A 22333-nucleotide genomic window follows, 5' to 3' on the forward strand; every position below is an offset into this window, starting at 1 on the left:
GAACGCGTACGACCTATAGAAAGTAGCAATTTCCGAACCATAGTCCCGAACAAGTGTTTTAAAAGGTTGGGCGGGGAGGGATGAGGGCGATTGAATGCCCGGAAATGGGCACATGAATAACGCTGCACCAACCTGGTTCGATGTCATGGCAACAAACTATTGTGGCGAGGGGATTTATCCCCGATCGGCTGCGCAGCAGTCGCAAAACCTGAATGCACGGTATTCAGGGAGAATTGCAGGGGGCCGCTTCGCAGCCCATCGGGGATAAATCCCCTCGCCACAGGGGTTATTTATCGCCTGAGAAAGGAGGTCAGGCCAACAGATCTTGCAACGTCGCGAGGCTATCCGCTTCTTCCACGGTTTTATCCTGCCGCCAGCGCAACATCCTCGGGAAGCGCACCGCGATTCCGCTCTTGTGCCGCCGCGACAACGCGATCCCTTCAAACCCCAGCTCAAACACCAGACTCGGTTTCACGCTACTCACCGGGCCAAACTTCTCCACCGTGGTCTTGCGCACAATGCTGTCGACCTGACGCATCTCCGCATCCGTCAGTCCCGAATACGCCTTGGCAAACGGCACCAGCGCTCGTTGGCTCGACTCCGGCGGGCCGTCCCACACGGCAAAGGTGTAATCGCTGTACAAACTGGCGCGCCGACCGTGCCCGCGCTGCGCATAAATCAACACCGCGTCGACGCTGAACGGATCAACCTTCCATTTCCACCAAACGCCCATGTCCTTGGTGCGTCCGACGCCGTACAGCGAATCTCGCGCCTTGAGCATCATGCCTTCCACACCCAGTCGCCGAGAGGCTTCGCGCTGGCGGGCGAGGTCGAACCAGTCGCTGCCGGTCAGCACGGGGGAGGGCAGCAACACCGGGCTGTTACACCTTGCAATGACCTCTTCAAGTTGCGCGCGACGTTTGGCCTGCGGCTGGTTGCGCCAGTCTTCGCCCTGCCATTCGAGCAAGTCGTAGGCGAGCACCACCACCGGTACTTCTTCGAGGATTTTCTTGTCGAGGGTTTTGCGGCCGATACGCTGTTGCAGCAGGGCGAACGGCTGCACCGCTGGCGGCTCTGTCGATTGCGGATCGAAGGCGTCTTCGGTGGTCGGGTGAGTGCTTTTCCACACGACGATTTCGCCGTCGATCACCGTGCCGTCGGGCAAGCCGTGCACCAGCACATCCAGCTCGGGGAAACGTTCAGTGACCAGCTCTTCGCCGCGTGACCACACCCACAATTTGCCGTCGCGTTTGACCACCTGCGCGCGGATGCCATCCCATTTCCATTCAATCTGCCAATTGCTCGCCGGGCCGATCAGCGCTTCAAATTCTTCAACCGGTTGCGACAACGCGTGGGCGAGGAAAAACGGGTAGGGCTGGCCGCCGCGCTGAGCATGCTCGTCGGCGGATTCTGGGGCGATCAGTTTCAGGTAACTGGCGGCGTTCGGGCGGTTCGACAGGTCGGTGTAACCCACCAGTCGCTGCGCTACGCGTTTGCTGTCCAGGCCAGCCATTGAGGCCAGCGCGCGGGTGACGAGCAATTTCGACACGCCGACGCGGAAGCTGCCGGTGATCAGTTTGATGCACAGCATCAGGCTTGATCGATCGAGTTGCGCCCACAGCGTTGGCAGTTGCCTGCTCAAAAACTCGGGTGTTTCACCACGCAGCGGCAGCAGCTTTTCTTCGATCCATTCGGCGAGGCCGGCTTCAGAGCTGTGCGGATTCTCCGGGAGCACCAGCGAAATGGTTTCCGCCAGATCGCCGACCGACTGATAACTTTCCTCGAACAGCCACGGTTCGAGGCCCGACATTTCCACGGCAATCTCGCGCAGAATCCGCACCGGTACCAACTGCCGAGGCCGTCCGCCGGACAAAAAATACACCGCCCACGCCGCGTCTTGCGGTGCAGCCTGGGCGAAGTAAGCTTGCATCGCAGCCAGTTTGGCGTTGCTGGAAGTGGTCGCGTCGAGCTCGGCGTACAACTCGGCGAAGGCTTTCATGTGGGAGTCTCGGCGACGGTGGGTTCGGCGGCGATGTTGTCTTCCTCGTCATCGCCGTATTCGGTGTTGAAGCCTTGCGCGTCGAGGCCTTGCTCACGCAAGTGGCGCACCAGCACGCCGATTGAGCCGTGGGTGACCATCACGCGTTCCGCGCCGGTTTGATTGATCGCCCACAACAGGCCGGGCCAGTCGGCGTGATCGGAAAGAACGAAACCACGATCGACACCACGCCGCCGACGGGTGCCGCGCAAGCGCATCCAGCCGCTGGCGAAGGCGTCGCTGAAATCACCGAAACGGCGCATCCAGCTGCTGCCGCCAGCAGACGGCGGGGCGATGACCAGGGCTTGGCGCATGAGCGGATCGTTTTTGCTGACGTCGCCGGCGTAGATCGTCGGCGGCAGGTATACGCCGGCCTCGCGGTACACGCGGTTCAGCGGCTCGACCGCGCCGTGGCTGAGGATCGGGCCGAGGCTTCCGTCGATGCCGTGAAGGATTCGCTGGGCTTTGCCGAACGAGTAACAGAACAGCACGCTGGCCTTGCCGGCGGCGATATTGGCTGACCACCACTGATTGATTTCACTGAACACCTGCGCTTGCGGCTGCCAGCGATAGATCGGCAGGCCGAAGGTCGATTCAGTGATGAAGGTGTGGCAGCGCACCGGTTCGAAGGGGGCGCAGGTGCCGTCCGGTTCGATCTTGTAATCGCCGGACGCGACCCAGACTTCGCCACCGTATTCGAGGCGCACTTGTGCTGAACCGAGCACGTGGCCGGCCGGGTGGAAACTGAGGGTGACGCCGTGGTGGGTCAGGCGTTGGCCATAGTCGAGGGTTTGCAGGTTGATGTCTTGACCCAGACGCGCGCGGAGAATCCCTTCGCTGGCGCTGCTGGACAGGTAATGCTGATTGCCGGTGCGCGCATGATCACCGTGGGCATGGGTGATCACCGAGCGCTCGACGGGGCGCCAGGGGTCGATGTAGAAATCACCCGCAGGGCAATAAAGACCTTCGGGGCGCGCGATAACAAGGTCCATGGCGTGACCACAATGGGGGGCTTGTTAGCTATGAGGCTGGCGCTGGGCTGGAAGTTCTATCGACTTTGAAGCGCCACCCTCACCCCAGCCCTCTCCCGGAGGGAGAGGGGGCCGACCGAGGTGTCTGGCGAATGACATCGACCTGAAGAACCGGGTCGATTATGGATTTGGCACTTCACGAACCGAGCAAATCCCGGATGTGGAAAAACACGAACCGAGGAAATCCCGGATTCAGCACAGCACCTCCAGGTCGGCGTAAGACTTCAGCCACCCCCAATCAGTCCCCTCTCCCTCCGGGAGAGGGCTAGGGTGAGGGGCTTTTGACGTCAGGCTTATTTCCCTGGAGTCAGGGTCAAACGGGTTTTGCCATACACCCGCTCAAAGTTCTGCGGCTGCATCGGCAAGCCGATGTATTGCCCCTTCAACCACTGATCAATCCCGTTGAGGTAATTCGGGCTCTGCGGATTGCCCGATTGTCCCGTACCGTTTTGCCCCATCAGCGGTTCGGTCTGGCCGAAGTCGACGATAAAACGCATCGACGGCGCGCGCGTGGTGTTGAAGTCCTGACCCCAAGCGAATGCCGACGTGTTCAACGTGGTGTGATCGCCGCCCGCCGCCAATGGGCCGCGCACGGTCTGACCATTGCTGTTTTTCCAGGCATAGCTGTGCAACTTGCCCCACTGCCAGGCCCGGTGATCGCCGCCCAACTGACTGTCGCCAGCGCTGATCGCCGTCGCAAGGCTGCGGGCAAGAATCAGCGCTTTGTCTTCTTTCTGCGGTGTGCGGATGTCGTCCCAGAACGGACTGTCTTCACGCCCCAACAGATGATCGGCCTGCGCCGCGTAGGACAAATCGCCGTTGGCGATAAACGCCTTCCACGCCGGGCTGGATTCCGGGCCGAGTTCGTCGAGGAAGATCTGCTTCATGCTTTCTTGCAGAAACAGCTCATAAATCGCCGCGTCCGCCGAGGTCGGGCTGAGCTTGCCGTCGAACGCCATCAATCGTGTGAACGCCTCGCGGGCCTTGCTGCGGTCGGCTTCCGGCAGGGCATCGATCGCCTGCTTCAGCGGCTGCTTCATGCCCGGCGCTTCGAAGACTTTCTTCAGCTTGGCGGCAAACGTGGTGGTCTGGTCGTACTGCATGGCGATCACGCTGCGGCTGTCGTGCTTGCCGCTGCCGGCCAGTTCGGCCAGGCGTTCGCCACGTTCCGGTGCGGCCCAGGAATTGGACAGCTGCATGCCGTAACCGTGAGGAATCACGCGCTGGTTGGCGGTGCCGAGCCAGCCTTGCGCCGGATCCTGATCGTAGGGGTGCAGCATCGGGTCGGCGTAACCGTCCCAGTCGTAACGACCTTCCCAGCCCGGCGAGGGCAGCAAACCTTCGCCTTCGCGACGGTTAGGGAAACGTCCGGTGACTTGCCAGCCAATGTTGCTCGCATCGGCGAACACCAGATTCAGGGCGATGGCGCGGATTTCACGGCTGGCGTCCGAAGCACGTTCCACGGTTTGCGCACGGGTCAGATCGAAAAATGCATCCAGCGATTTATCGTCGGTGAAGCTCGGCGTCTGCAACGCCAGACCGTAGCCACTGCCTTGCGCCGCTGCCTGCGCACTGTTGAGCAACGCACCGTGACGGGTTTCGTACACCGCTTCGCGAATCGGTCGCTGACCTTTGACGAAGTAGGTTTCGTTGCGCACGCCCAGCGGCTGCCATTTGCCGTTGACCTCGTAGGTCAGGCTGCTGCCCTGACGACGGATTTTTTCCAGGAACAGATCCTGGTTGTCGCCAAGCACGCTGGTCATGCTCCAGGCGACTTTGCCGTTGAAACCACCCAGTACCAGCGGCAAACCGGCAACGGTGACGCCGACGGCTTGATACTTCGGTGCGCGGATCTGCACGAAGCTCCACAGCGACGGCGCGGCGAGCGGCCCATGGGCGTCGCTGGCGAGAATGCTTTTGCCGCTGCGGCTGCGTTGCGGGGCGATCGCCCAGTTGTTCGAAGACGTCGCGCCCAAGAGGTTCAGCGTCGACAGTTGCTGGCTGGCGCTGCTCAGTTCAGTCAGGCCGGGGATCTGCCCGTTGAGCTTGAGGCCTTGCAGCTTGTCGGCCTCGGCCAGCGGCAGATTTTCGTCCGGCGCTGACGGGGTGAGCCAGGCGAGTTTGTCGGTGGTCACGGTTTGCGCGAGCACCAACGAGGAGATTTCCTCCGGCAGGTTGGCCGATTGGCTGAAATTCAGCAGGGCGAAAATCAGCGCCGAATCTTCCGGTTTCCAGTATTCGGGTTTGTAGCCGCTGGAAGCGAGGTCGCCCGGCAGCTTGTCGGCGTAGCGGAACAGGTAAGCGTTGACGCCCCGCGCATAGACTTCGAAGAAACGCTTGAGGCGTGGCGACGAAGCCTTGTACAGCTCGGCGGCGCTTTTCTTCAGATTGACCGCGCGCATGTAGCGGTCGGCGTCGAGCATCGAGGCGCCGGACATTTCCGCCAGACGGCCCTGAGCCAGCAGGCGCAGGGTGACCATCTGGTTGATCCGGTCGCTGGCGTGTACGTAGCCGAGGCTGAACAGTGCGTCATGGAAGGTATTACTTTCGATCAACGGCATGCCCATGGCATTGCGTCGCACCGAAACATTCTGCGCCAGGCCCTTGAGCGGTTGCACGCCGGAGGTCGGCGGTAGGGTGTCCTGAGCGTTCCAGGTCTGGCAACCGGACAGGCCCAAAACACCGGCCACTGCTGCGGCAACGCCGAACCGGGGAAGAAAATGAGTAAGGGCTGGCGAGGCCATGGCAAAGCTCCTGCGGGGGGTAGCGTCAGTAAAGGCGCTACGTTAGTGAGCAGGAGGATGCCGCGCAAGCGGGTGCGGGGGTTATTTCAAGATTTGTCTGATAAACAGCAACCTGGAAGTCGAGTCCAGTACTTGTGGTGAGGGGATTTATCCCCGACGGGCTGCGAAGCGGCCCTAATCCGGTCAACGCGGTCTGACAGTTAAACCGCATTTGCAGGTTTTGCGACTGCTACGCAGCCGGTCGGGGATAAATCCCCTCACCACAGTTTTTACTCGACCGCCTTACAAATCAGGTCGGTTCAGGATTTCGGCGGATTGATCTTCTGCACCAGCGCATACGCCTTCACCGTCGCCGGGCGATCCTTGATGTGGTTGAACCAGCGCTGCACATGCGGGAAGTCTTCAAGGTTCTGGCTCTGCCATTTGTGCGAGACGATCCAGGGATAAATCGCCATGTCGGCAATGCTGTATTCACTGCCAGCAACAAACTCGTTGTCCGCCAATTGCTTGTTCAACACGCCATACAACCGCGCCGTTTCATCAATGTAGCGCTTGATCGCGTAAGGAATTTTCTCCGGCGCGAACTGGCTGAAATGATGATTCTGCCCGGCCATCGGCCCCAAACCGCCCATCTGCCAGAACAGCCATTGCAACGCGGTTTGCCGCCCGCGCAGATCCTTGGGCAGGAACTGGCCGGTTTTTTCTGCGAGATACAGAAGAATCGCCCCGGATTCAAACACCGACAACGGCTCGCCGCCATCAACCGGCTGATGATCGACGATCGCCGGGATGCGGTTGTTCGGGGAGATTTTCAGAAAGTGGGGCTGGAACTGCTCACCCTGACTGATATTGATCGGGTGAACCTTGTAGGGCAGGCCGGCTTCTTCTAGGAACAGGGAAATCTTGTGGCCGTTGGGGGTGGTCCAGTAATACAGGTCGATCATGGAAAGCTCCAAATCAGAAAATGGCTTACGTGCGGACAGCAAACGCCAGCGTCAGGTGATCCTGTGTGCGTTCGATAGCTTGCCTGTTATCAGGAGGTGATGCTGAACTGCGCAGAATTCAATGACCCGCACATGAGAAAAATCGCCATGGAGCTTCAGGCCAACGCAGCACTGATCATCATCGACCAGCAAAAAGGCATCCTGCAGCCACGTTTGGGGCGACGGAATAATCCTCAGGCGGAAGACAGAATTGTTGACCTGCTGGGGTTCTGGCGGCGCAGCGGGCGGCCGGTGATTCATGTGCAGCATCTGTCGCGCGAGCCGGACTCGGTGTTCTGGCCTGAGCAGGAAGGCGTGGAGTTTCAGCAACGGTTCTTGCCGCAGGACGCTGAATGGCTGATTCAGAAACAAGTGCCGGATGCGTTTTGTGCCAGCGGGCTGGAGGCGCGTTTGCGTGAGGCGGGGGTTGGGCAGTTGATCATTGTTGGCGTGGCGACGAATAACTCGGTGGAATCGACGGCGCGTTCGGCGGGGAATCTGGGGTTTGATACGTGGGTGGCAGAGGATGCGTGCTTTACCTTCGACAAAGCCGATTATTTCGGCACGTTGCGGACGGCTGAAGAGGTGCACGGGATGTCGTTGGGGAATTTGCAGGGGGAGTATGCGACGGTGGTGAGTGCGGCGCAGGTATTGGCGGCGGGCTGAAATCTGTAGTGAATGTGCGGGCCTCTTCGCGAGCAGGCTCGCTCCCACAGTTAATGGCGTTCCAGCAGAAAGAACGCGGTCAACTGTAGGAGTGAGCCTGCTCGCTATAGCAGTTTGTCAGGTAACAAATTCATCAACTGACACACCGCAATCGCGAGCAGGCTCACTCCTACAATAAATGCATTCCAAGTGAAGGAACCGGTCAACTGTGGGAGCGGGCTTGCTCGCGAAGGCTTCAGATCAGGCGAAGAAGCTCTCCGCCCAGAGCATCACGCCCCGTGGCACTTCTTGAATTTCTTGCCGTTGCCGCATGGGCACGGGTCGTTGCGGCCGACGTCTTTCAGGGCGTTGCGCACCGGTTCCTGGTGGGCGTGGCCGCAGTTCGGGCCGTGTACGTGACCGTGGTCATGATCGTGGTGATGGTCATGATCATGATCGTGGTTGCAGTCAGGGCCATGGACATGAGGTTGCTGAGTCATCGGTGTTGCTCCGGAATAAAATCGGCGGGGATTATCACGCCATTGCGCTCAAGGTGCACGTAGTGGGCGATGAATAAACCGGTTTCCATTTCACCCTGCAATCGATAAGGAATCTGCTGGTCGGGTTTTTTCAGCAGTTTCACCACGTCTTTGACCTTCGGCCACAGGTTGGTGCGGATCGGCACCTTGAAGTACGCGCTGTGCTTCGGCCCGACGGTGAACCAGTGTTCATGCTCGCCTTCAGCCAAGAGCATATCGCCCAGATGAATGCGGTATTCGAGGCCGCGCACGGTCAGGTCGCTGTCGTTGGGATTGTCGACGCGAAAGTGCAGGATGAATTTCTGCTCGAGCAGTTTCGCCCGCACCACTTCGACGTTCACCAAGTGCACGGCGGGATCGACGCTGTTGTCGCTGAACCACGAGGCACAGCCGCCGAGGTTGAGGAACAGCGTGAGGATCAAGAATTGGAATGTGCGCCTGCAACCGAGCATGTGATAACTCCCTTTGGTGCTCAGTCTAGCCTTAAAAGATCGCAGCCTTCGGCAGCTCCTACAGGAGATCGCGTCCCCCGTAGGAGCTGCCGCAGGCTGCGATCTTTTGATCTCCAACCTCAAGCGCCGAAATACCCCGCGCAGCACTTCTTGAACTTTTGCCCGCTGGCGCATGGGCAACTGTCATTGCGCCCCAGTTTCAATTGCACCGTCGGGTCGATGAAATACCAGCGCCCGGCGTTCTGCACAAACGAGGAACGCTCGCGATGGCTGTGCTCACCCTGATCGTCGTGCCAGCGCGCAGTGAAGGTGACGAAGGCGTGTTCCGGCTGCCCGCCAAAGACTTCCGAGCTCTCGACTTCCAGGCCGAGCCAGGTGCTCTGCGCGCTCCAGTTGCTGATCGACTGCCGATCCAGGCCCGCTTGCTGAGCGGGCAGGGTGGTCGCCACCAGATAGTCGATCAGGCCCAGCACATAAGCGCTGTAGCGCGAACGCATCAAGGCTTCGGCACAGGGCGCCGGCAGGCCGTCGTGATAATGGCCGCAGCAGGCATCCAGCAGGTTGCCGCTGCCGCACGGGCAAATGGCTGTACTCATTGCATTACCACCAGTATTTCCCGAAATTTTCCGGATTGGCCCAGAACCGCGCGTTGAGCCAATCGGGGACTTGTTTGTAGTCAAGCAGATCGTAGGTGAACAGGGTCAACACTTGATCGTCGCGCTGAAAACGTTCGCTGGCTTGCAGGGCCAGCGAATAGAAATCGGTTTCCTGCCAGCCGCAAGCCGACAGATCTGCCAGTACCGCGATGCGGCTGGCATTTAAATTTCGAATCCCGCCCAACAGATTCAGGCCATCGCGCTTGGGCAAATGTTCCAGGCAATCGACCACCAGCGCCAGATCAAAACGCTGCGCAGCCAGCTCGGCGGGCAACGCACCGGGGGCGGCGTGGGCGACAACGGAATTCGGGTGCGCCTCCTTGAAAGCAGTCAGGGCCGGGAATTCGCTGGCGCCGATCAACAGCAAACGCGCCGGGGCGTAGCGATCCAGCAAAGCGGCCAACGCCTGTTGTGGCGTGCGGGAAGAAATGGCGACGTTCATCGAAGCTCCTCAATCAGACCGCCAAGACTAGCCTGCCTGATCACGCCCGCAAAGAGCCCTGTCCCGCGACTTTGCGGCAATTGCGGCGAAGTCCTGTGAACACGGTCGCAAACAGCAGTGGCCTATTGCTGGCGGAGATTAAAACTCCGGTCTTTACTCCCTGAATCGGTTTCAAGCCGATCCCTCAGGAGAAAACCAGATGAGCATAGTGCGGACAGCATTACCTTTGATTCTGCTAACCAGTGTGTTGACGGGTTGCGCAGGTTTGCAGAAAACCGACTGGCCGACCTGTGCGGCGGTCGGTGGTGTCGTCGGGGCCGGTCTTGGCGCGACGGAAAGTTCGGCGTGGGCGGGCTACGGCGCGCTGATCGTAGGCGGTACGGCAGCGGCGTATTGCTGGGTACATGGTGATGGCGACGAAGACGGCGATGGTGTGCCGGACAGCCGCGACAAGTGCCCGGGCACTCCAAAAGGCGTGCAGGTCGATGCTGACGGCTGCCCACCACCGGCTCCAGCCCCCGTGGTTGAAGAAGCGGTAGTGGTCAAAGAAGAAACCATCGTTATTCGTGATGTGCACTTCCAGTTCGACAAAGCCACACTGACCAGCCCTGACAAACAAGTGCTCGATAAAGTCGCGACGCGCCTGAAACAGGAATCCTCGACTGCACAACTGACCGTCACTGGTCACACCGATAGCGTGGGCAGCGATGCCTACAACAAAAAACTGTCGGATCGCCGTGCGCACTCGGTGGTGGAGTACCTGATCCAGCAGGGCGTGCCACGTGCCAGCTTCGTTTCGGTGTCGGGTCTGGGTGAAAGCCAGCCGGTCGCTGACAACAAAACGGCAGACGGTCGCGCGCAAAACCGTCGCACCGAAATCAAAATCCAACGCTAGCCCCCTCGCATCCGCGGCTTGTGCAGTCGCGGATGCGGGTCTTTACTCCTGTGTAACCGGTATGGGCCGGTGACACAGGAGCTTTCAAATGAGTGTTTTCTCAAGGTCCGTCTTGCCGGTTCTGCTGCTAGGCAGTTTGCTCACCGGTTGCGCCACGCACAGCGATGGCACTGCACCCCTCAATCAACGTACGTGGCCGGTCTGCAGCCTTCTTGGCGGCTTGGTCGGTGGCGGTCTTGGCGCCATTGAAAGTGGCGGCTGGGCCGGTGGCGGCGCAGCGCTGGGGATTCTTGCCGGCGGACTGATCTGTTACGCCCAGGATGGCGATGAAGACGACGATGGCGTGTTCGACCGCCGCGACCGTTGCCCCGATACGCCGGCCAATACCCCGGTCGATCACCGTGGCTGCCCGTTGCCGCAATATCCGGTCACCGAAAAAACACCGGAGCCTGTGCCGCAAACGGAAGTCATCACCCTCAGCGATGCCGGCGATGTCTTGTTCGATTTCGACAAGTCTGACCTGACGCCTTCGGCCAAAGCCCAACTCGATACGCTGATGGACAAACTGCGTAATGCCGACGTGGTGAGCATCAAGGTCATCGGTCATACCGACAGCAAGGGTTCGGACGCTTACAACCAGGCGCTGTCGGAACGTCGCGCCAGCAGTGTCGCTTCGTATTTACTGAGCCAGGGTCTGTCGCCGAACAAACTCACCAGTGAAGGGCGTGGCGAGAGTGAACCGGTGGCTGACAACGCAACCGATGAGGGCCGCGCGAAAAACCGTCGCGTGGAATTGCACATCAATCGTTAGGACGCGTCTGTAGGGCGCAGGCTAGAGCCGCCGGGCTTCGATCATCGTTGACCCGGCGGCCATTTGGCGACTTGTCTGGATTTTTTCTTTTCCCCTCTGGCTTATCCCCCGCAGAAGCCGTTACTGTGCGTCCAAAGAATAATTCGCAACACGGGGGAGCGTATGAAAGTGTTCTGGGGGCTGGGGCGGTTGTTGACCCTGCTGTTCTGCTGCGTGGTGCTGGCCAATCAACTGGTGCCATTCGTTCATCCGCTGCACCTGCTGGTCAATCTGGCTGGCGGTCTGTTGTTGCTGATCCACGTGCTCGAAGTGCTGCTGTGCAATCGCAGCCTCAAGGGGCGTCCGCACCCTTGGCGTGACCGTGGCCGCATCCTGTTGTTCGGCGTATTCCACCTGCAAACCATCCCGGCCCCGGCCGCTCCGGAGGCTTCTTCCCATGCGTAAACTTTGCCTGCTCGCTGCATTCATCAGCCCTTTGGCCTGCGCCCAAGTGGTGACGGTTGAAACCAACTCGCTGATGCGCCTGCCCAACACTACCAGCACGTTGCAACTTGAACGACTGGACGTGGCTGATTACGGCACGTTGCTGATTCCATCGAATGTGACCGAACTGACCGTGGGCGAATTGCGTCTGGGTCATGAGGCTCGCATCGCCATCGTCCCGGCCGAACAGGCGCTGGAGATGAAAGTGGCGCGCGCTGAACTCAGCGAAGGCAGCCAGATCACCGCGCGCGGTGCTCCCGGTACTTATGAAAAAGCCGCGCGCGCGGGGCGCAATCTGAATCTGCAATTCAAAGCGTTGAGCGCGCCGCAACTGTTGGTCGATGCTCGTGGTGGCACCGGTGCGCCGGGTTTTGTCGGTCTGGATGGCGGCAACGGTGAGGATCCGGGCTGCACTTATGGTTCGGCCGGGCATGGTTTTGATGGCAGTGACGGCGCTGATGGCCAACCGGGGGCACCGGGTGCGCTGGTGCGGCTGGAAGTGCCGCGCGAGTTTCCGGCTGAGCTGATCAAGGTCAATGTGACCGGTGGCAACGGTGGCCCGGCGGGGGTTGGCGGTAAAGCAGGCAAGGGCGGCAAGTCCAAGGGCTGCCTGGTGTATCGCGCCGATGGTGGCAAAAATGGCAAGGCCGGGGCGGATGGACAGCCTGGGCCGGTGGGTGCGGCGGGGGCTGTGACTGTTCAGCGCCTGTAAAAGCAGACCCTAGCCCTCTCCCGGAGGGAGAGGAAGCCGACCGAGGTGACTCACGCTATCCATGGCTGATTGTTCCCACGCTCTGCGTGGGAACACAGCCCGTGACGCTCCGCGTCACTGGACGCGGAGCGTCCCTTGCGGTATTCCCACGCAGAGCGTGGGAACGATCACGGCCTCGCCGCCGCTATCGCCACCAGCACCAACCCGACAATCAGATTAATCCCCACCACCCGCCGAATCCGCCCCAACACCGCCGCACCCGCCGGCCAGTCCTTGGCGTCCACCGCCGTGCGCAATTCCGGCAGCATCAGCCCTTGAATGCGGATAAACAGCGCCGTCATCACCACGTACAACCCGATCATCACCTGCACATATTTCGGCGCGGTTTCAAACCCGACCTGCTGCAGATGCAGCATGCCCACACCGCTGATCGGCAACAAGATCACCGCGACCCACACCCAGCGGAAAAAACCTTGAAACACTTCCACCCACAAGGTCAGCCGGGCAGGGCCGTCGAGGGCCTTTACGGCCGCAGGGCGCAAGACCATCCAGGCGAAAAACATGCCGCCGACCCACACCAGGGCGGACAGGACATGCAGGGGGTAGACGAGGCTAAAAAGTGTCATTGGGTTACTCCGTTCTGCGCAGGATCGATTCGCGGGGTATGATAGCCGCCGATCCAAACCACTGAAAATTTATCCAGCGTTTTTTGCGCCCGACACTCAATGATCAGCACTGAACTCAAAACCACGATCCAGGGCGCCTACTCGCGTTTTCTTGAAGCCAAGAGCCTCAAACCGCGTTACGGCCAGCGCCTGATGATCGCTGAAATCGCCAAAGTCCTCGGGGATATCGACACCGACGACGAAGGCCGGCGCAGTGGCGACCCCGCAATTGTTGCGGTGGAAGCCGGCACCGGTACCGGCAAGACCGTGGCCTACAGCATGGCGGCGATCCCCACGGCCAAAGCCGCTGGCAAGCGTCTGGTCATCGCCACGGCGACCGTCGCGCTGCAAGAGCAGATCGTCTACAAGGATTTGCCCGACCTGATGCGCAACAGCGGGCTGAATTTCACTTTCGCCCTGGCCAAGGGCCGTGGCCGCTACATGTGCCTGTCCAAACTCGACATGCTCTTGCAGGAAGGCCACGCGCAAACCGCCACTGCCCAGCTGTTCGAAGAAGAAGGCTTCAAGATCGAGATCGACGAGGCCAGTCAGAAGCTGTTCACCAGCATGATCGAGAAACTCGCCGGCAATAAATGGGACGGCGACCGCGACAGCTGGCCGAATGCGCTGGAAGACGCCGATTGGGCACGCTTGACCACCGATCACAGCCAGTGCACCAACCGCCATTGCCCGAACTTCGGCCAGTGCGCCTTCTACAAGGCCCGCGAAGGCATGGGCAAGGTCGACGTGATCGTCACCAACCACGACATGGTGTTGGCTGACCTGGCATTGGGCGGCGGCGCGGTGCTTCCCGATCCGCGTGACACCATTTACGTGTTCGACGAAGGTCACCACCTGCCGGACAAGGCTATCGGCCACTTCGCCCATTACACGCGTCTGCGCTCCACCGCCGACTGGCTGGAAACCACCGCGAAGAACCTCACTAAACTGCTGGCCCAGCATCCGCTGCCGGGCGATCTCGGCAAGTTGATCGAGCAAGTGCCGGAGCTGGCGCGGGAGATCAAGGCGCAGCAGCAGTTCATGTTCAGCGCCTGCGAACAGGTCGCCGATTTCAAACCGGGCGAAGACGTCGAGGGCCGTGAGCGGCCGCGTCATCGTTTCGTCGCCGGGGTGATTCCCGAGCACATGCGCGAAATGGGCATCGAGCTGAAGAAAGGCTTCTCGCGCCTTAATGATCTGTTCACCCGTCTGACCGACCTGCTCAAGGAAGGCATGGACGGTGAGGTCAACATCGGCATCGCCAGCAATCAGGCGGAAGAGTGGTATCCGCTGTTTGGCAGTCTGTTGTCCCGTGCCTCCGGCAACTGGGAGTTGTGGACGGCCTTCACCGCCGAAGACCCGGAAGACAGCCCGCCGATGGCGCGTTGGCTGACCTTGGCTGAAAGCGGTTCGCTGTTCGACATCGAGGTCAACGCCAGCCCGATTCTGGCCGCCGAAACCTTGCGCCGCAGCCTGTGGAACGTCGCCTACGGTTGCCTCGTTACGTCCGCAACCCTGACCGCGCTGGGCACGTTCGACCGCTTCCGCATGCGCGCCGGTTTGCCGAAAAAAGCCGTCACCGCCGTGGTGCCGAGCCCGTTCCATCACGCTGATGCCGGCGTGCTGCGAGTGCCGGATCTGAAAGCCGATCCGCGTGATGCTCCCGCGCACACCGCCGCGATCATTCGTGATCTGCCGGATCTGGTCGAAGGCTCGCGCGGCACGCTAGTGCTGTTCTCTTCGCGCAAACAGATGCAGGACGTGTTCGACGGCCTCGACCGCGACTGGCGCAAGCAAGTGTTCATTCAAGGCAACCTGTCGAAACAGGAAACCCTGAACAAGCACAAGGCGCGCGTCGATGGCGGTGATTCCAGCGTGCTGTTCGGTCTCGCCAGTTTTGCCGAAGGCGTCGACTTGCCGGGTGCTTACTGCGAGCACGTGGTGATCGCCAAGATTCCGTTCTCGGTGCCGGACGATCCGGTCGAAGCGGCGCTGTCGGAATGGATCGAAGCCCGTGGCGGGAATCCGTTCATGGAAATCTCGGTGCCCGACGCCTCGCTGAAACTGGTTCAGGCCTGCGGTCGTCTGCTGCGTACCGAAGAAGACCGCGGCACCATCACCTTGCTGGATCGGCGCCTGGTCACTCAGCGCTACGGCAAGGCGATCCTCAATGCGTTGCCGCCCTTCCGTCGTGAAATATCCTGAGACATCGGTGGGCAGTTTTGCCCGCCGTGTTGTCTATCTCTCTGCCATCGCTTTTCCATTGGCCATTATTGGTCGTTAGGGAGAACTCCGTTCTTATGATCCGCCGTTCGCTGCCTGCCGTTTTCGCCTTGATCTTCGCTGCCCCTCTGCTGGCAGCGCCTGCCGGTCAGCAGACCCTGTTCAACTTTGTCCGCCCGGCGGACGTGGTCAAAGTCACCACCGAAAACGCCGATCTGCCCCAAGCCAACGCTGAGCAAACCGCAGAAGGCGAAGTGCTGCGCCGGGTGACGTTCAACCCGGTGGCCCGTCCGACCCTGCGTCTGACCCCGCAGACCGGTGCCTGGGACTGGTCGCAGTCGGGCATGATGAGCCTGCGTCTGCAGAGCGCGATGAACTGGGCCGTGACGGTCTATGTGCAAATCCAGAGCAATGACGGCCGCACACTGGTCAGCCGCGTCGACCTGCCGGCCGGCCCTGCGCAGACCTTGCTGGTGCCGCTGGTGGCGTCGACGCCGCTGAGCCAGGGCATGAAAGCCGGGCCGCCGATGCCGATGACCGTCGACGGTCAGCGCATTTTGCTGGCCGCGAGCAGCGGTGAGATTGATCGCAGCCAAGTGGTATCGGTGAGCCTGTCGATGGATCAGCCGAAAGTCGCGCAGAGCTTGCTGCTTGAGCGTTTCGGCGTGCAGGACGGCGAGTCGGTCAGCCAAGCGGTGTACGGCAATCTGGTCGACGCTTACGGGCAATCGACGCGCAGCAAATGGCCGGAAAAAGTCGCCAGCGACGAACAACTGAAATCCGCCGCCGCCAAGGAACAGCAACAACTGAAAACCTGGCTGGCCGAGCGCGAGAAGTCCTCGCTGGACAAGTTTGGTGGCTGGAACAAAGGCCCGGCGTTCAAGGCCAGCGGCTTCTTCCGCACCGAAAAACGTGACGGCCGCTGGTATCTGGTCACGCCTGAAGGGCATCCGTTCTACTCCCTCGGCGTCAACACCGTCAGCCCCGACGTCAGCCAGACGTACGTGGCAGGTCGCGAGTTCATGTTCGAATCCTTGCCGAAACCGGATGAGCCGTTGGCCAGCCACTTTGGTGAAGGCGACAACCGTGGCGGCAATGGTGTTGATCAAGGTCGAGGCTACGGCAACGGCCGCTGGTACGATTTCTACGGCGCCAACTTGCAGCGTGTGTACGGCGAACCGTGCAAAGCGGACAGCGCAGGCAAATCCGGGGTCGCTGAAGCGGCGAAGGCTGAAGCCACTGAAACCGCCGCCGGCACAGCCGCAGAACCTGCCGCTGTGCCGGCAGAGCCGAAGTCAGGCGTCGCCGAAGCGGCCAAGACTGAAACCGTGCAAGTGGCCACTGAAAAGGCTGCCGCGCCGTGCAAAGCAACTATTGATGAGCAACAGTGGGCCAACCACACGCTCGATCGCCTGCAAGCCTGGGGCTTCAACACGGTCGGCAACTGGAGCGCCGATTCGCTGAGTGAAGCCGAGCGCGTGCCGTACACCTTGCCGCTGTCGATCGTCGGCGATTACACCAGCATCAGCACCGGCAGCGACTGGTGGGGCGGCATGCCCGATCCGTTCGACCCGCGTTTCGCCATGGCCACCGAGCGTGCCGTGGCCATCGCTGCTCGCGATCACCGCGACGATCCATGGTTGGTCGGCTATTACGCCGACAACGAACTGGCCTGGGCCGGCCCGGGCGACGATGCGAAATCCCGTTACGCGCTGGCCTACGGTACGTTGAAAATGACCACCGACGTGCCGGCCAAACGTGCGTTTCTCAAGCAATTGCGCGACAAGTATCGCAATCAGGCGGGCCTGTCGAAGGCGTGGGGCATTGATCTGCCGGCGTGGGAATTGATGGAAGACCCGGGTTTCGTGCCGCCACTGCCGAACCCCGAGCACCCGGAAATCGAGGCCGACTTCAAATATTTCCAGAAAGTCTTCGCTGACACCTACTTCAAGACCATCTCCGATTCGCTGAAATGGCACGCGCCCAACCAGATGCTATTGGGCGGTCGCTTCGCCACCAGCACCCCGGAAGCCGTGGCGTCCTGCGCGCAGTATTGCGATGTGCTGAGCTTCAACATGTACACGCTCAAGCCGCAGGATGGATATGACTTCGCTGCGCTGGGAGCTTTGGACAAACCGGTGCTAATTACCGAATTCAACTTTGGCTCGGCTGATCGCGGCCCGTTCTGGGGCGGCGTGACGCAACTGAGCAAGGAAGAAGATCGTGGGCCGGCATATGCCAATTTCCTCAAACAGGCGTTGAGTGAACCGTCGATCGTCGGCGTGCATTGGTTCCAGTATCTGGATCAACCGGTGACCGGGCGTCTGCTCGATGGCGAGAATGGTCACTTTGGTTTGGTGGGCGTGACGGATCTGCCGTATCAGGGGTTTGTTGAAACCGTGCGCAAGAGCAATTTGCAGGCGATGGATCAGTTGGGTCAGCAGGCGCAGAAAGCCCCGATGCATGAAGCTGAAGGTGGCCGCAAAGGCGAGGCCGGCAAAGGCGCGGGGGCAGGGCATGCGGGTGGGCATTCGGGGAATGGTCATTAAGGCGTGATACCGCGTTATCGTTCTTCGCGAGCAAGCCCGCTCCCACAGGGGATCTTTGGTGCTATCGAGATCCCCTGTGGGAGCGGGCTTGCTCGCGAAGGCGTCAGTCGCCTCAACCCAAAATCTGAAATAACCGTCTAGCCCGCAGCTGTTCCCAAATCCCTCAAGGGCTGGAACAATGCGGGCCACTTTGTAGAGCGTTTTCGCGGGGGAGTTGCGGGTGCAGATTCAGGGACATTACGAGCTTCAATTCGAAGCGGTGCGCGATGCTTTCGCCGCGCTGTTCGAAGATCCCCAGGAACGCGGCGCAGCCTTGTGCATTCAGGTCGGCGGAGAAACCGTCCTCGACCTCTGGTCAGGTACCGCCGACAAAGACGGCGCCGAAGCCTGGCACAGCGACACCATCGCCAACCTGTTCTCCTGCACCAAAACCTTCACTGCCGTCACCGCGCTGCAACTGGTCGCCGAAGGCAAGTTGCAACTCGATGTGCCGGTCGCCCGCTACTGGCCGGAATTTGCCGCCGCCGGCAAAGAATCCATCACCCTGCGCCAATTGCTCTGCCACCAGGCCGGTCTGCCGGCGCTGCGTGAATTGCTGGCGCCGGAAGCCCTGTACGACTGGCAAACCATGGTCGACGCCCTCGCGGCGGAAACGCCATGGTGGACGCCGGGTACTGGCCACGGTTACGCAGCAATCACTTATGGCTGGCTGATCGGCGAATTGCTGCGACGTGCCGACGGTCGCGGTCCGGGCGAATCTATTGTTGCCCGCGTGGCCAAGCCGTTGGGGCTGGATTTCCACGTTGGCCTGGCTGACGAAGAATTCCATCGCGTGGCGCATATCGCGCGCGGCAAAGGCAATCCCGGCGATGCCGCCGCGCAACGTCTGCTGCAAGTGACCATGCGTGAACCGACCGCCATGAGCACCCGCGCCTTTACCAATCCGCCGTCGGTGCTCACCAGCACCAACAAACCGGAATGGCGACGCATGCAGCAACCGGCGGCCAATGGTCACGGCAATGCGCGCAGCCTCGCCGGCTTCTATGCCGGGTTGCTCGACGGCAGCCTGCTGGAAAGCGACATGCTCGAAGAGCTGACCCGCGAACACAGCCTCGGCGAAGATAAAACCCTGCTGACCCGCACCCGCTTTGGTCTGGGCTGCATGCTCGACCAACCCGATGTGCCTAACGCCACCTACGGCCTCGGCCCACGGGCGTTCGGCCATCCGGGCGCGGGCGGATCGATCGGTTTTGCTGACCCTGAGCACGATGTCGCGTTTGGTTTTGTGACAAATACCCTTGGGCCTTACGTTTTGATGGATCCGCGCGCGCAGAAGCTCGCGCGGGTGCTTGCCACTTGTCTATAAAGCAACACCCGAGGTCTCTGCATCGGAACCTCGTGCAATTTTTCGATTCAAAGCGACAGTTTATCCGGGCGAAAGTGCTCTGATTTTTCATTACTTTATTTTGTGGATTTTCAATGTCATCTAAAAAGACCCTCGCCCTGGCCCTGTGTGTAGCGATCACCGGTTGCGCACAGACCCCAAAGAACGATGCGGAAGGCGCCAGCACTTGGTGGCCGTTCGGTTCCTCAGACAAAGTCGCGGCCAAAGAGCCAGCTCCAGCCCCGTTGAAACCTGCCGCAACCGCGCCGGTTGCCAAGTCTGAAAGCAGCAACCCTTGGTACTGGCCGTTCGGTTCCGATGACGAAGCCGTCAAAGCTGACATGAAAGCCGAAGTCGCGCCTGAAGCGAAAAAACCGGTCGCCGTGGCCAAGGCTGATGCCGATTCGGGCGCTAAGTGGTGGTGGCCGTTCGGCGCCAAGGACGATCAAACCCCTAAAGCCGTGCCGATGCCAGATCCGAAAGTAACCCAGGCCTGGCTCGACGATTACGAGCCGCGCCTGCGCGAAGCGGTCAAGGACAGCAACCTGCAACTCGAGCGCCGTGAAAACGTCTTGGTCGTTACCGCACCGGTAGAAGGTTCGTTCAACCCGGATCGCCCGGCCATGCTGTTGCCGGTCACCCTTGGCCCGTTCACTCGCGTGGCTAAAATCCTCGAAGCCGATCCGAAAACCGCTGTGCTGGTACTCGGTCACAGCGACACCAGCGGTTCCGCGCCAGCCAACGTCAAGCTGAGCCAAGAACGCGCACAAGCCATCGCGGCGATTTTCCGCCTCAGCGGTTTGCAGCGTGATCGTCTGATGCTGCGCGGCATGGGTTCCGAAGCACCGCGTGCGGCCAACGACAGCGTTGAAGGTCGCGCCCTGAACCGTCGCGTCGAGATGCTGGTGACTCCGCAAAACACCATGGTTGCCCTGCTGAGCAAGTACAACATGCCAGCACCGAAGCCCGTCACCATGGTGGCGGCGCAAGACGTCAAGCCAGTGGCCAAACCGGTAACTCCGGCTCCGGCCGCGAAGAAAGCCGCTGTACCGGCCACCAAAAAAGCCCCGGCGAAAAAAGCCGCTGCCAAGGCGCCTGCGAAAAAAGCACCGGCCAAGGCACCGGCGAAGAAAACCACGCCAGCCAAAGCGTCGACCACCGACAAGAAAGTCGCGGCGACCGATACCACCAAAAAGTGATTCGCTAACGAAAGGAATGCGCCATGACCCAGGCTCTGGCAGATATGCGTCGTGATTACACCCGGGATGGTCTGTCCGAGGCGCAAGCCCCGGCCGAGCCGTTTGCGCTGTTCCACCAGTGGTTCGCCGACGCGGTGAAAACCGAGCAGGCACCGGTGGAAGCCAACGCCATGACCCTGGCCACGGTTGATGCGGACGGTCGTCCGCATTGCCGCATTCTGCTGCTCAAGGGCCTGGACGCGCAGGGCTTCACCTTCTTCACCAACTACGAGAGTGCCAAGGGCCAGCATCTGGCGGCGAATCCGTATGCGGCCATGACGTTCTTCTGGCCAACCCTAGAGCGCCAGGTGCGCATCGAGGGGCGCGTCGTGAAGGTCACGCCTGAAGAGTCCGACGCGTATTATCAGGTGCGTCCGCTGGGCAGTCGTCTCGGTGCTTGGGCGTCGCCGCAAAGCCGGGTGATCAACGGCCGTGGTGAACTGGAAGACTTGCTCAAAGCGACTGAACAACGTTTCTCCGACAGCCAGCCAGATTGCCCGCAACACTGGGGCGGTTACCGCTTGCTGCCTGAGCGCATCGAATTCTGGCAGGGCCGTCCGAGCCGTCTGCACGATCGCCTCAACTACCGTCTGCAGACCGGCCAATGGTCTGTTGAACGTCTGGCACCTTAAGCAGTCTACCGAGCGAGATAGCTTGCCGCAGCGGCATTGAGCCACTGCGGCAGATCGCGGCGCTTGATCTTCTGCGCCCGAGCGCTCGCCAGTTGCTCGAGCATGTAGGCGCGTTTACCTTCATCCTTGCCGGCCATCGACAGCGCCAGGTCGCGATCCATCCAGCGTTTGATCCGCACGTACAGCCACCCGTGGAAGTACAGCCCGGCGAGCGTGGTGACGACTATGATGAAGTAATCCATGAAAATCCTTTGGGGCGGTGGCGCAGAATCCGTCATTTGGCGCTACTGTAGGGCTCTAGAAGGAAACGTGCAGGCGTCTGTACCTCGCCTGAATGAAAGCAAATTTGTCCGGGCTGCGCCGTGACAGGCGTCAAGCAGCGGAGTTTAATGAATATATGTTCTTTTGGAGTTGATGCTATGCGTAAGTCTGTTCTGCTGGTTGCTTCCTTTTCCACGATGGCGATGTTGCTTACCGGCTGCCAATCGAGCCTGACCGGTGACTCCTACTCCCGTGACGAAGCGCGTCGCGTGCAGACGATTCGCATGGGCACCATCGAATCCCTGCGCCCGGTCAAAATCGAAGGCACCAAAACCCCGATCGGCGGCCTCGCCGGTGCAGCAGTCGGCGGCGTCGGCGGCAGCGCCATTGGCGGCGGCAAGGGCAGCATCGTTGCAGCGGTCATCGGTGCGGTGGCGGGTGGTTTGATTGGTTCGGCCACGGAAGAAGGTTTGACCCGTACTCAGGGTGTGGAAATCACCGTACGTGAAGACGACGGCAGCATGCGCGCCTACGTGCAGCAGGTTCAGGAGAACGAAGTGTTCCGTGTTGGCGAGCGGGTACGGATTTCGACTGTTGGCGGGACGAGCCGCGTTTCGCACTAAGCGATAGCGAGTCGTTGAAGAAAACCCCGATCAGGTGACTGGTCGGGGTTTTTCTTTCTTACATCTTCAAGTCAAGACCCGGCTCGGGTGCCAATGAAATATTCCAGGCCTTCGGGGAACTCAGTTTCCAACAGCTTGGCGGCTTGCCTGATTTGAGCATCATTCATTTCCAGTTCGCCTGGTTCCAGATCTTCAAGGGATTTGGATTCTGTGATCTGTGCTAATGCTTGGTTTAGCTCGTAGTCTTTTATTAGCAGCTCGAACTGCAGTGAATCGTCTTGTACTTCGTCAGGCAAGAATCCAGTAATGGATAGGTAGCGCATAACT

Annotated in this window: 22 protein-coding genes; 11 read left to right on the forward strand and 11 right to left on the reverse strand. The window is 60.5% G+C overall.

The window, feature by feature from the left end; translation table 11 throughout:
- Positions 1–310 precede the first annotated feature (310 nt).
- From AD669_RS05985 to AD669_RS06000, 4 genes are all read right to left on the reverse strand, one after another.
- Positions 311–1999, reverse strand: a complete 1689-nt coding sequence (locus tag AD669_RS05985) for an ATP-dependent DNA ligase (RefSeq protein ID WP_053117779.1) — start codon at positions 1997–1999, stop codon at positions 311–313.
- Positions 1996–3030, reverse strand: coding sequence for a ligase-associated DNA damage response exonuclease (locus tag AD669_RS05990; RefSeq protein ID WP_053117781.1), 1035 nt, complete (start codon positions 3028–3030; stop codon positions 1996–1998). The genes AD669_RS05985 and AD669_RS05990 overlap by 4 nt, the downstream gene beginning before the upstream one ends.
- Before the next feature lie 332 nt (positions 3031–3362).
- Entirely contained in the window at positions 3363–5813 is a 2451-nt protein-coding gene (locus AD669_RS05995; RefSeq protein WP_053117784.1) for a penicillin acylase family protein, read from the reverse strand.
- Between the two features lie 299 nt (positions 5814–6112).
- Positions 6113–6757 (reverse strand): glutathione binding-like protein, encoded by a 645-nt coding sequence (locus AD669_RS06000; RefSeq protein ID WP_053117786.1) that lies wholly within the window; start codon positions 6755–6757, stop codon positions 6113–6115.
- A gap of 147 nt (positions 6758–6904) precedes the next feature.
- On the opposite strand from AD669_RS06000, the gene AD669_RS06005 reads away from it, so the two are divergent.
- Positions 6905–7462 (forward strand): cysteine hydrolase family protein, encoded by a 558-nt coding sequence (locus AD669_RS06005; protein WP_053117965.1) that lies wholly within the window; start codon positions 6905–6907, stop codon positions 7460–7462.
- Between the two features lie 269 nt (positions 7463–7731).
- Here AD669_RS06005 and AD669_RS06010 read toward each other — a convergent pair whose 3' ends face one another.
- The 4 genes from AD669_RS06010 to AD669_RS06025 all read right to left on the reverse strand — a co-directional run bounded on the left by AD669_RS06010 (position 7732) and on the right by AD669_RS06025 (position 9530).
- Positions 7732–7941: an SEC-C metal-binding domain-containing protein gene (locus AD669_RS06010; protein WP_008083915.1), complete on the reverse strand. Its 210-nt coding sequence runs from the start codon at positions 7939–7941 to the stop codon at positions 7732–7734.
- A complete protein-coding gene (locus tag AD669_RS06015) occupies positions 7938–8432 on the reverse strand; it encodes an LEA type 2 family protein (RefSeq protein ID WP_053117788.1) in 495 nt (164 codons plus the stop codon). Before AD669_RS06015 ends, AD669_RS06010 begins: the two co-directional genes overlap by 4 nt.
- A 119-nt stretch (positions 8433–8551) precedes the next feature.
- Positions 8552–9028: a YchJ family protein gene (locus AD669_RS06020; RefSeq protein ID WP_053117790.1), complete on the reverse strand. Its 477-nt coding sequence runs from the start codon at positions 9026–9028 to the stop codon at positions 8552–8554.
- A gap of 4 nt (positions 9029–9032) precedes the next feature.
- Entirely contained in the window at positions 9033–9530 is a 498-nt protein-coding gene (locus tag AD669_RS06025) for a DUF6231 family protein (protein ID WP_053117792.1), read from the reverse strand.
- Positions 9531–9729: 199 nt separating this feature from the next.
- Here AD669_RS06025 and AD669_RS06030 point away from each other — a divergent pair, with 199 nt between their 5' ends.
- The 4 genes from AD669_RS06030 to AD669_RS06045 all read left to right on the forward strand — a co-directional run bounded on the left by AD669_RS06030 (position 9730) and on the right by AD669_RS06045 (position 12431).
- Entirely contained in the window at positions 9730–10425 is a 696-nt protein-coding gene (locus AD669_RS06030; protein WP_053117794.1) for an OmpA family protein, read from the forward strand.
- Between the two features lie 88 nt (positions 10426–10513).
- Positions 10514–11236 (forward strand): OmpA family protein, encoded by a 723-nt coding sequence (locus tag AD669_RS06035; RefSeq protein WP_053117796.1) that lies wholly within the window; start codon positions 10514–10516, stop codon positions 11234–11236.
- Between the two features lie 162 nt (positions 11237–11398).
- The gene (locus AD669_RS06040) at positions 11399–11680 is read left to right on the forward strand and encodes a DUF1145 domain-containing protein (RefSeq protein ID WP_053117797.1); all 282 of its coding nucleotides are present in this window, start codon (positions 11399–11401) and stop codon (positions 11678–11680) included.
- A complete protein-coding gene (locus AD669_RS06045) occupies positions 11673–12431 on the forward strand; it encodes a collagen-like protein (RefSeq protein WP_053117799.1) in 759 nt (252 codons plus the stop codon). The genes AD669_RS06040 and AD669_RS06045 overlap by 8 nt, the downstream gene beginning before the upstream one ends.
- Positions 12432–12598: 167 nt before the next feature.
- Here AD669_RS06045 and AD669_RS06050 read toward each other — a convergent pair whose 3' ends face one another.
- Positions 12599–13057 (reverse strand): CopD family protein, encoded by a 459-nt coding sequence (locus AD669_RS06050; RefSeq protein ID WP_053117802.1) that lies wholly within the window; start codon positions 13055–13057, stop codon positions 12599–12601.
- 99 nt (positions 13058–13156) lie between these two features.
- Between AD669_RS06050 and dinG the strand changes: the two genes are divergently transcribed.
- The 5 genes from dinG to pdxH all read left to right on the forward strand — a co-directional run bounded on the left by dinG (position 13157) and on the right by pdxH (position 21122).
- The gene (dinG, locus tag AD669_RS06055; protein ID WP_053117804.1) at positions 13157–15301 is read left to right on the forward strand and encodes an ATP-dependent DNA helicase DinG; all 2145 of its coding nucleotides are present in this window, start codon (positions 13157–13159) and stop codon (positions 15299–15301) included.
- 95 nt (positions 15302–15396) lie between these two features.
- On the forward strand, positions 15397–17868 hold the full coding sequence (locus tag AD669_RS06060) for a beta-galactosidase (RefSeq protein WP_053117806.1): 2472 nt from the start codon (positions 15397–15399) through the stop codon (positions 17866–17868).
- A 220-nt stretch (positions 17869–18088) separates the two neighbouring features.
- On the forward strand, positions 18089–19234 hold the full coding sequence (locus tag AD669_RS06065) for a serine hydrolase domain-containing protein (protein WP_053117808.1): 1146 nt from the start codon (positions 18089–18091) through the stop codon (positions 19232–19234).
- Between the two features lie 113 nt (positions 19235–19347).
- Positions 19348–20451: an OmpA family protein gene (locus AD669_RS06070; protein ID WP_053117810.1), complete on the forward strand. Its 1104-nt coding sequence runs from the start codon at positions 19348–19350 to the stop codon at positions 20449–20451.
- A gap of 23 nt (positions 20452–20474) precedes the next feature.
- Positions 20475–21122, forward strand: coding sequence for a pyridoxamine 5'-phosphate oxidase (gene pdxH / locus AD669_RS06075; protein WP_053117812.1), 648 nt, complete (start codon positions 20475–20477; stop codon positions 21120–21122).
- A 5-nt stretch (positions 21123–21127) separates the two neighbouring features.
- On the opposite strand, the gene AD669_RS06080 is transcribed toward pdxH, so the two are convergent.
- Positions 21128–21364 carry a hypothetical protein gene (locus AD669_RS06080; RefSeq protein ID WP_053117814.1) on the reverse strand — a complete coding sequence of 79 codons (237 nt, stop codon included), beginning with the start codon at positions 21362–21364 and terminating at the stop codon, positions 21128–21130.
- A gap of 177 nt (positions 21365–21541) precedes the next feature.
- Between AD669_RS06080 and AD669_RS06085 the strand changes: the two genes are divergently transcribed.
- On the forward strand, positions 21542–22006 hold the full coding sequence (locus AD669_RS06085; protein WP_007918566.1) for a glycine zipper 2TM domain-containing protein: 465 nt from the start codon (positions 21542–21544) through the stop codon (positions 22004–22006).
- A 71-nt stretch (positions 22007–22077) separates the two neighbouring features.
- Here the strand turns inward: AD669_RS06085 and AD669_RS06090 are convergent, their stop codons facing one another.
- Positions 22078–22329, reverse strand: a complete 252-nt coding sequence (locus AD669_RS06090) for a pyocin S6 family toxin immunity protein (RefSeq protein WP_053117816.1) — start codon at positions 22327–22329, stop codon at positions 22078–22080.
- Positions 22330–22333: the final 4 nt, after the last annotated feature.

This window comes from Pseudomonas sp. P1.31 (assembly GCF_001269815.1).
In the GTDB taxonomy this organism is placed as follows: domain Bacteria; phylum Pseudomonadota; class Gammaproteobacteria; order Pseudomonadales; family Pseudomonadaceae; genus Aquipseudomonas; species Aquipseudomonas rustica.

Excerpts from the sequence above, each read along its gene's own strand:
- AD669_RS06025 (WP_053117792.1), bottom strand. The coding sequence starts at position 9,530 with ATGAACGTCGCCATTTCTTCCCGCACGCCACAACAGGCGTTGGCCGCT.
- AD669_RS06070 (WP_053117810.1), top strand. The coding sequence starts at position 19,348 with ATGTCATCTAAAAAGACCCTCGCCCTGGCCCTGTGTGTAGCGATCACC.
- AD669_RS06040 (WP_053117797.1), top strand. The coding sequence starts at position 11,399 with ATGAAAGTGTTCTGGGGGCTGGGGCGGTTGTTGACCCTGCTGTTCTGC.
- AD669_RS06035 (WP_053117796.1), top strand. The coding sequence starts at position 10,514 with ATGAGTGTTTTCTCAAGGTCCGTCTTGCCGGTTCTGCTGCTAGGCAGT.
- AD669_RS06020 (WP_053117790.1), bottom strand. The coding sequence starts at position 9,028 with ATGAGTACAGCCATTTGCCCGTGCGGCAGCGGCAACCTGCTGGATGCC.
- AD669_RS05990 (WP_053117781.1), bottom strand. The coding sequence starts at position 3,030 with ATGGACCTTGTTATCGCGCGCCCCGAAGGTCTTTATTGCCCTGCGGGT.
- AD669_RS05995 (WP_053117784.1), bottom strand. The coding sequence starts at position 5,813 with ATGGCCTCGCCAGCCCTTACTCATTTTCTTCCCCGGTTCGGCGTTGCC.
- AD669_RS06050 (WP_053117802.1), bottom strand. The coding sequence starts at position 13,057 with ATGACACTTTTTAGCCTCGTCTACCCCCTGCATGTCCTGTCCGCCCTG.
- AD669_RS06015 (WP_053117788.1), bottom strand. The coding sequence starts at position 8,432 with ATGCTCGGTTGCAGGCGCACATTCCAATTCTTGATCCTCACGCTGTTC.
- dinG (WP_053117804.1), top strand. The coding sequence starts at position 13,157 with ATGATCAGCACTGAACTCAAAACCACGATCCAGGGCGCCTACTCGCGT.
- AD669_RS06080 (WP_053117814.1), bottom strand. The coding sequence starts at position 21,364 with ATGGATTACTTCATCATAGTCGTCACCACGCTCGCCGGGCTGTACTTC.
- AD669_RS06030 (WP_053117794.1), top strand. The coding sequence starts at position 9,730 with ATGAGCATAGTGCGGACAGCATTACCTTTGATTCTGCTAACCAGTGTG.
- AD669_RS06085 (WP_007918566.1), top strand. The coding sequence starts at position 21,542 with ATGCGTAAGTCTGTTCTGCTGGTTGCTTCCTTTTCCACGATGGCGATG.
- AD669_RS06045 (WP_053117799.1), top strand. The coding sequence starts at position 11,673 with ATGCGTAAACTTTGCCTGCTCGCTGCATTCATCAGCCCTTTGGCCTGC.
- AD669_RS06060 (WP_053117806.1), top strand. The coding sequence starts at position 15,397 with ATGATCCGCCGTTCGCTGCCTGCCGTTTTCGCCTTGATCTTCGCTGCC.
- AD669_RS06000 (WP_053117786.1), bottom strand. The coding sequence starts at position 6,757 with ATGATCGACCTGTATTACTGGACCACCCCCAACGGCCACAAGATTTCC.
- AD669_RS06090 (WP_053117816.1), bottom strand. The coding sequence starts at position 22,329 with ATGCGCTACCTATCCATTACTGGATTCTTGCCTGACGAAGTACAAGAC.
- AD669_RS06010 (WP_008083915.1), bottom strand. The coding sequence starts at position 7,941 with ATGACTCAGCAACCTCATGTCCATGGCCCTGACTGCAACCACGATCAT.
- AD669_RS05985 (WP_053117779.1), bottom strand. The coding sequence starts at position 1,999 with ATGAAAGCCTTCGCCGAGTTGTACGCCGAGCTCGACGCGACCACTTCC.
- AD669_RS06005 (WP_053117965.1), top strand. The coding sequence starts at position 6,905 with ATGGAGCTTCAGGCCAACGCAGCACTGATCATCATCGACCAGCAAAAA.
- pdxH (WP_053117812.1), top strand. The coding sequence starts at position 20,475 with ATGACCCAGGCTCTGGCAGATATGCGTCGTGATTACACCCGGGATGGT.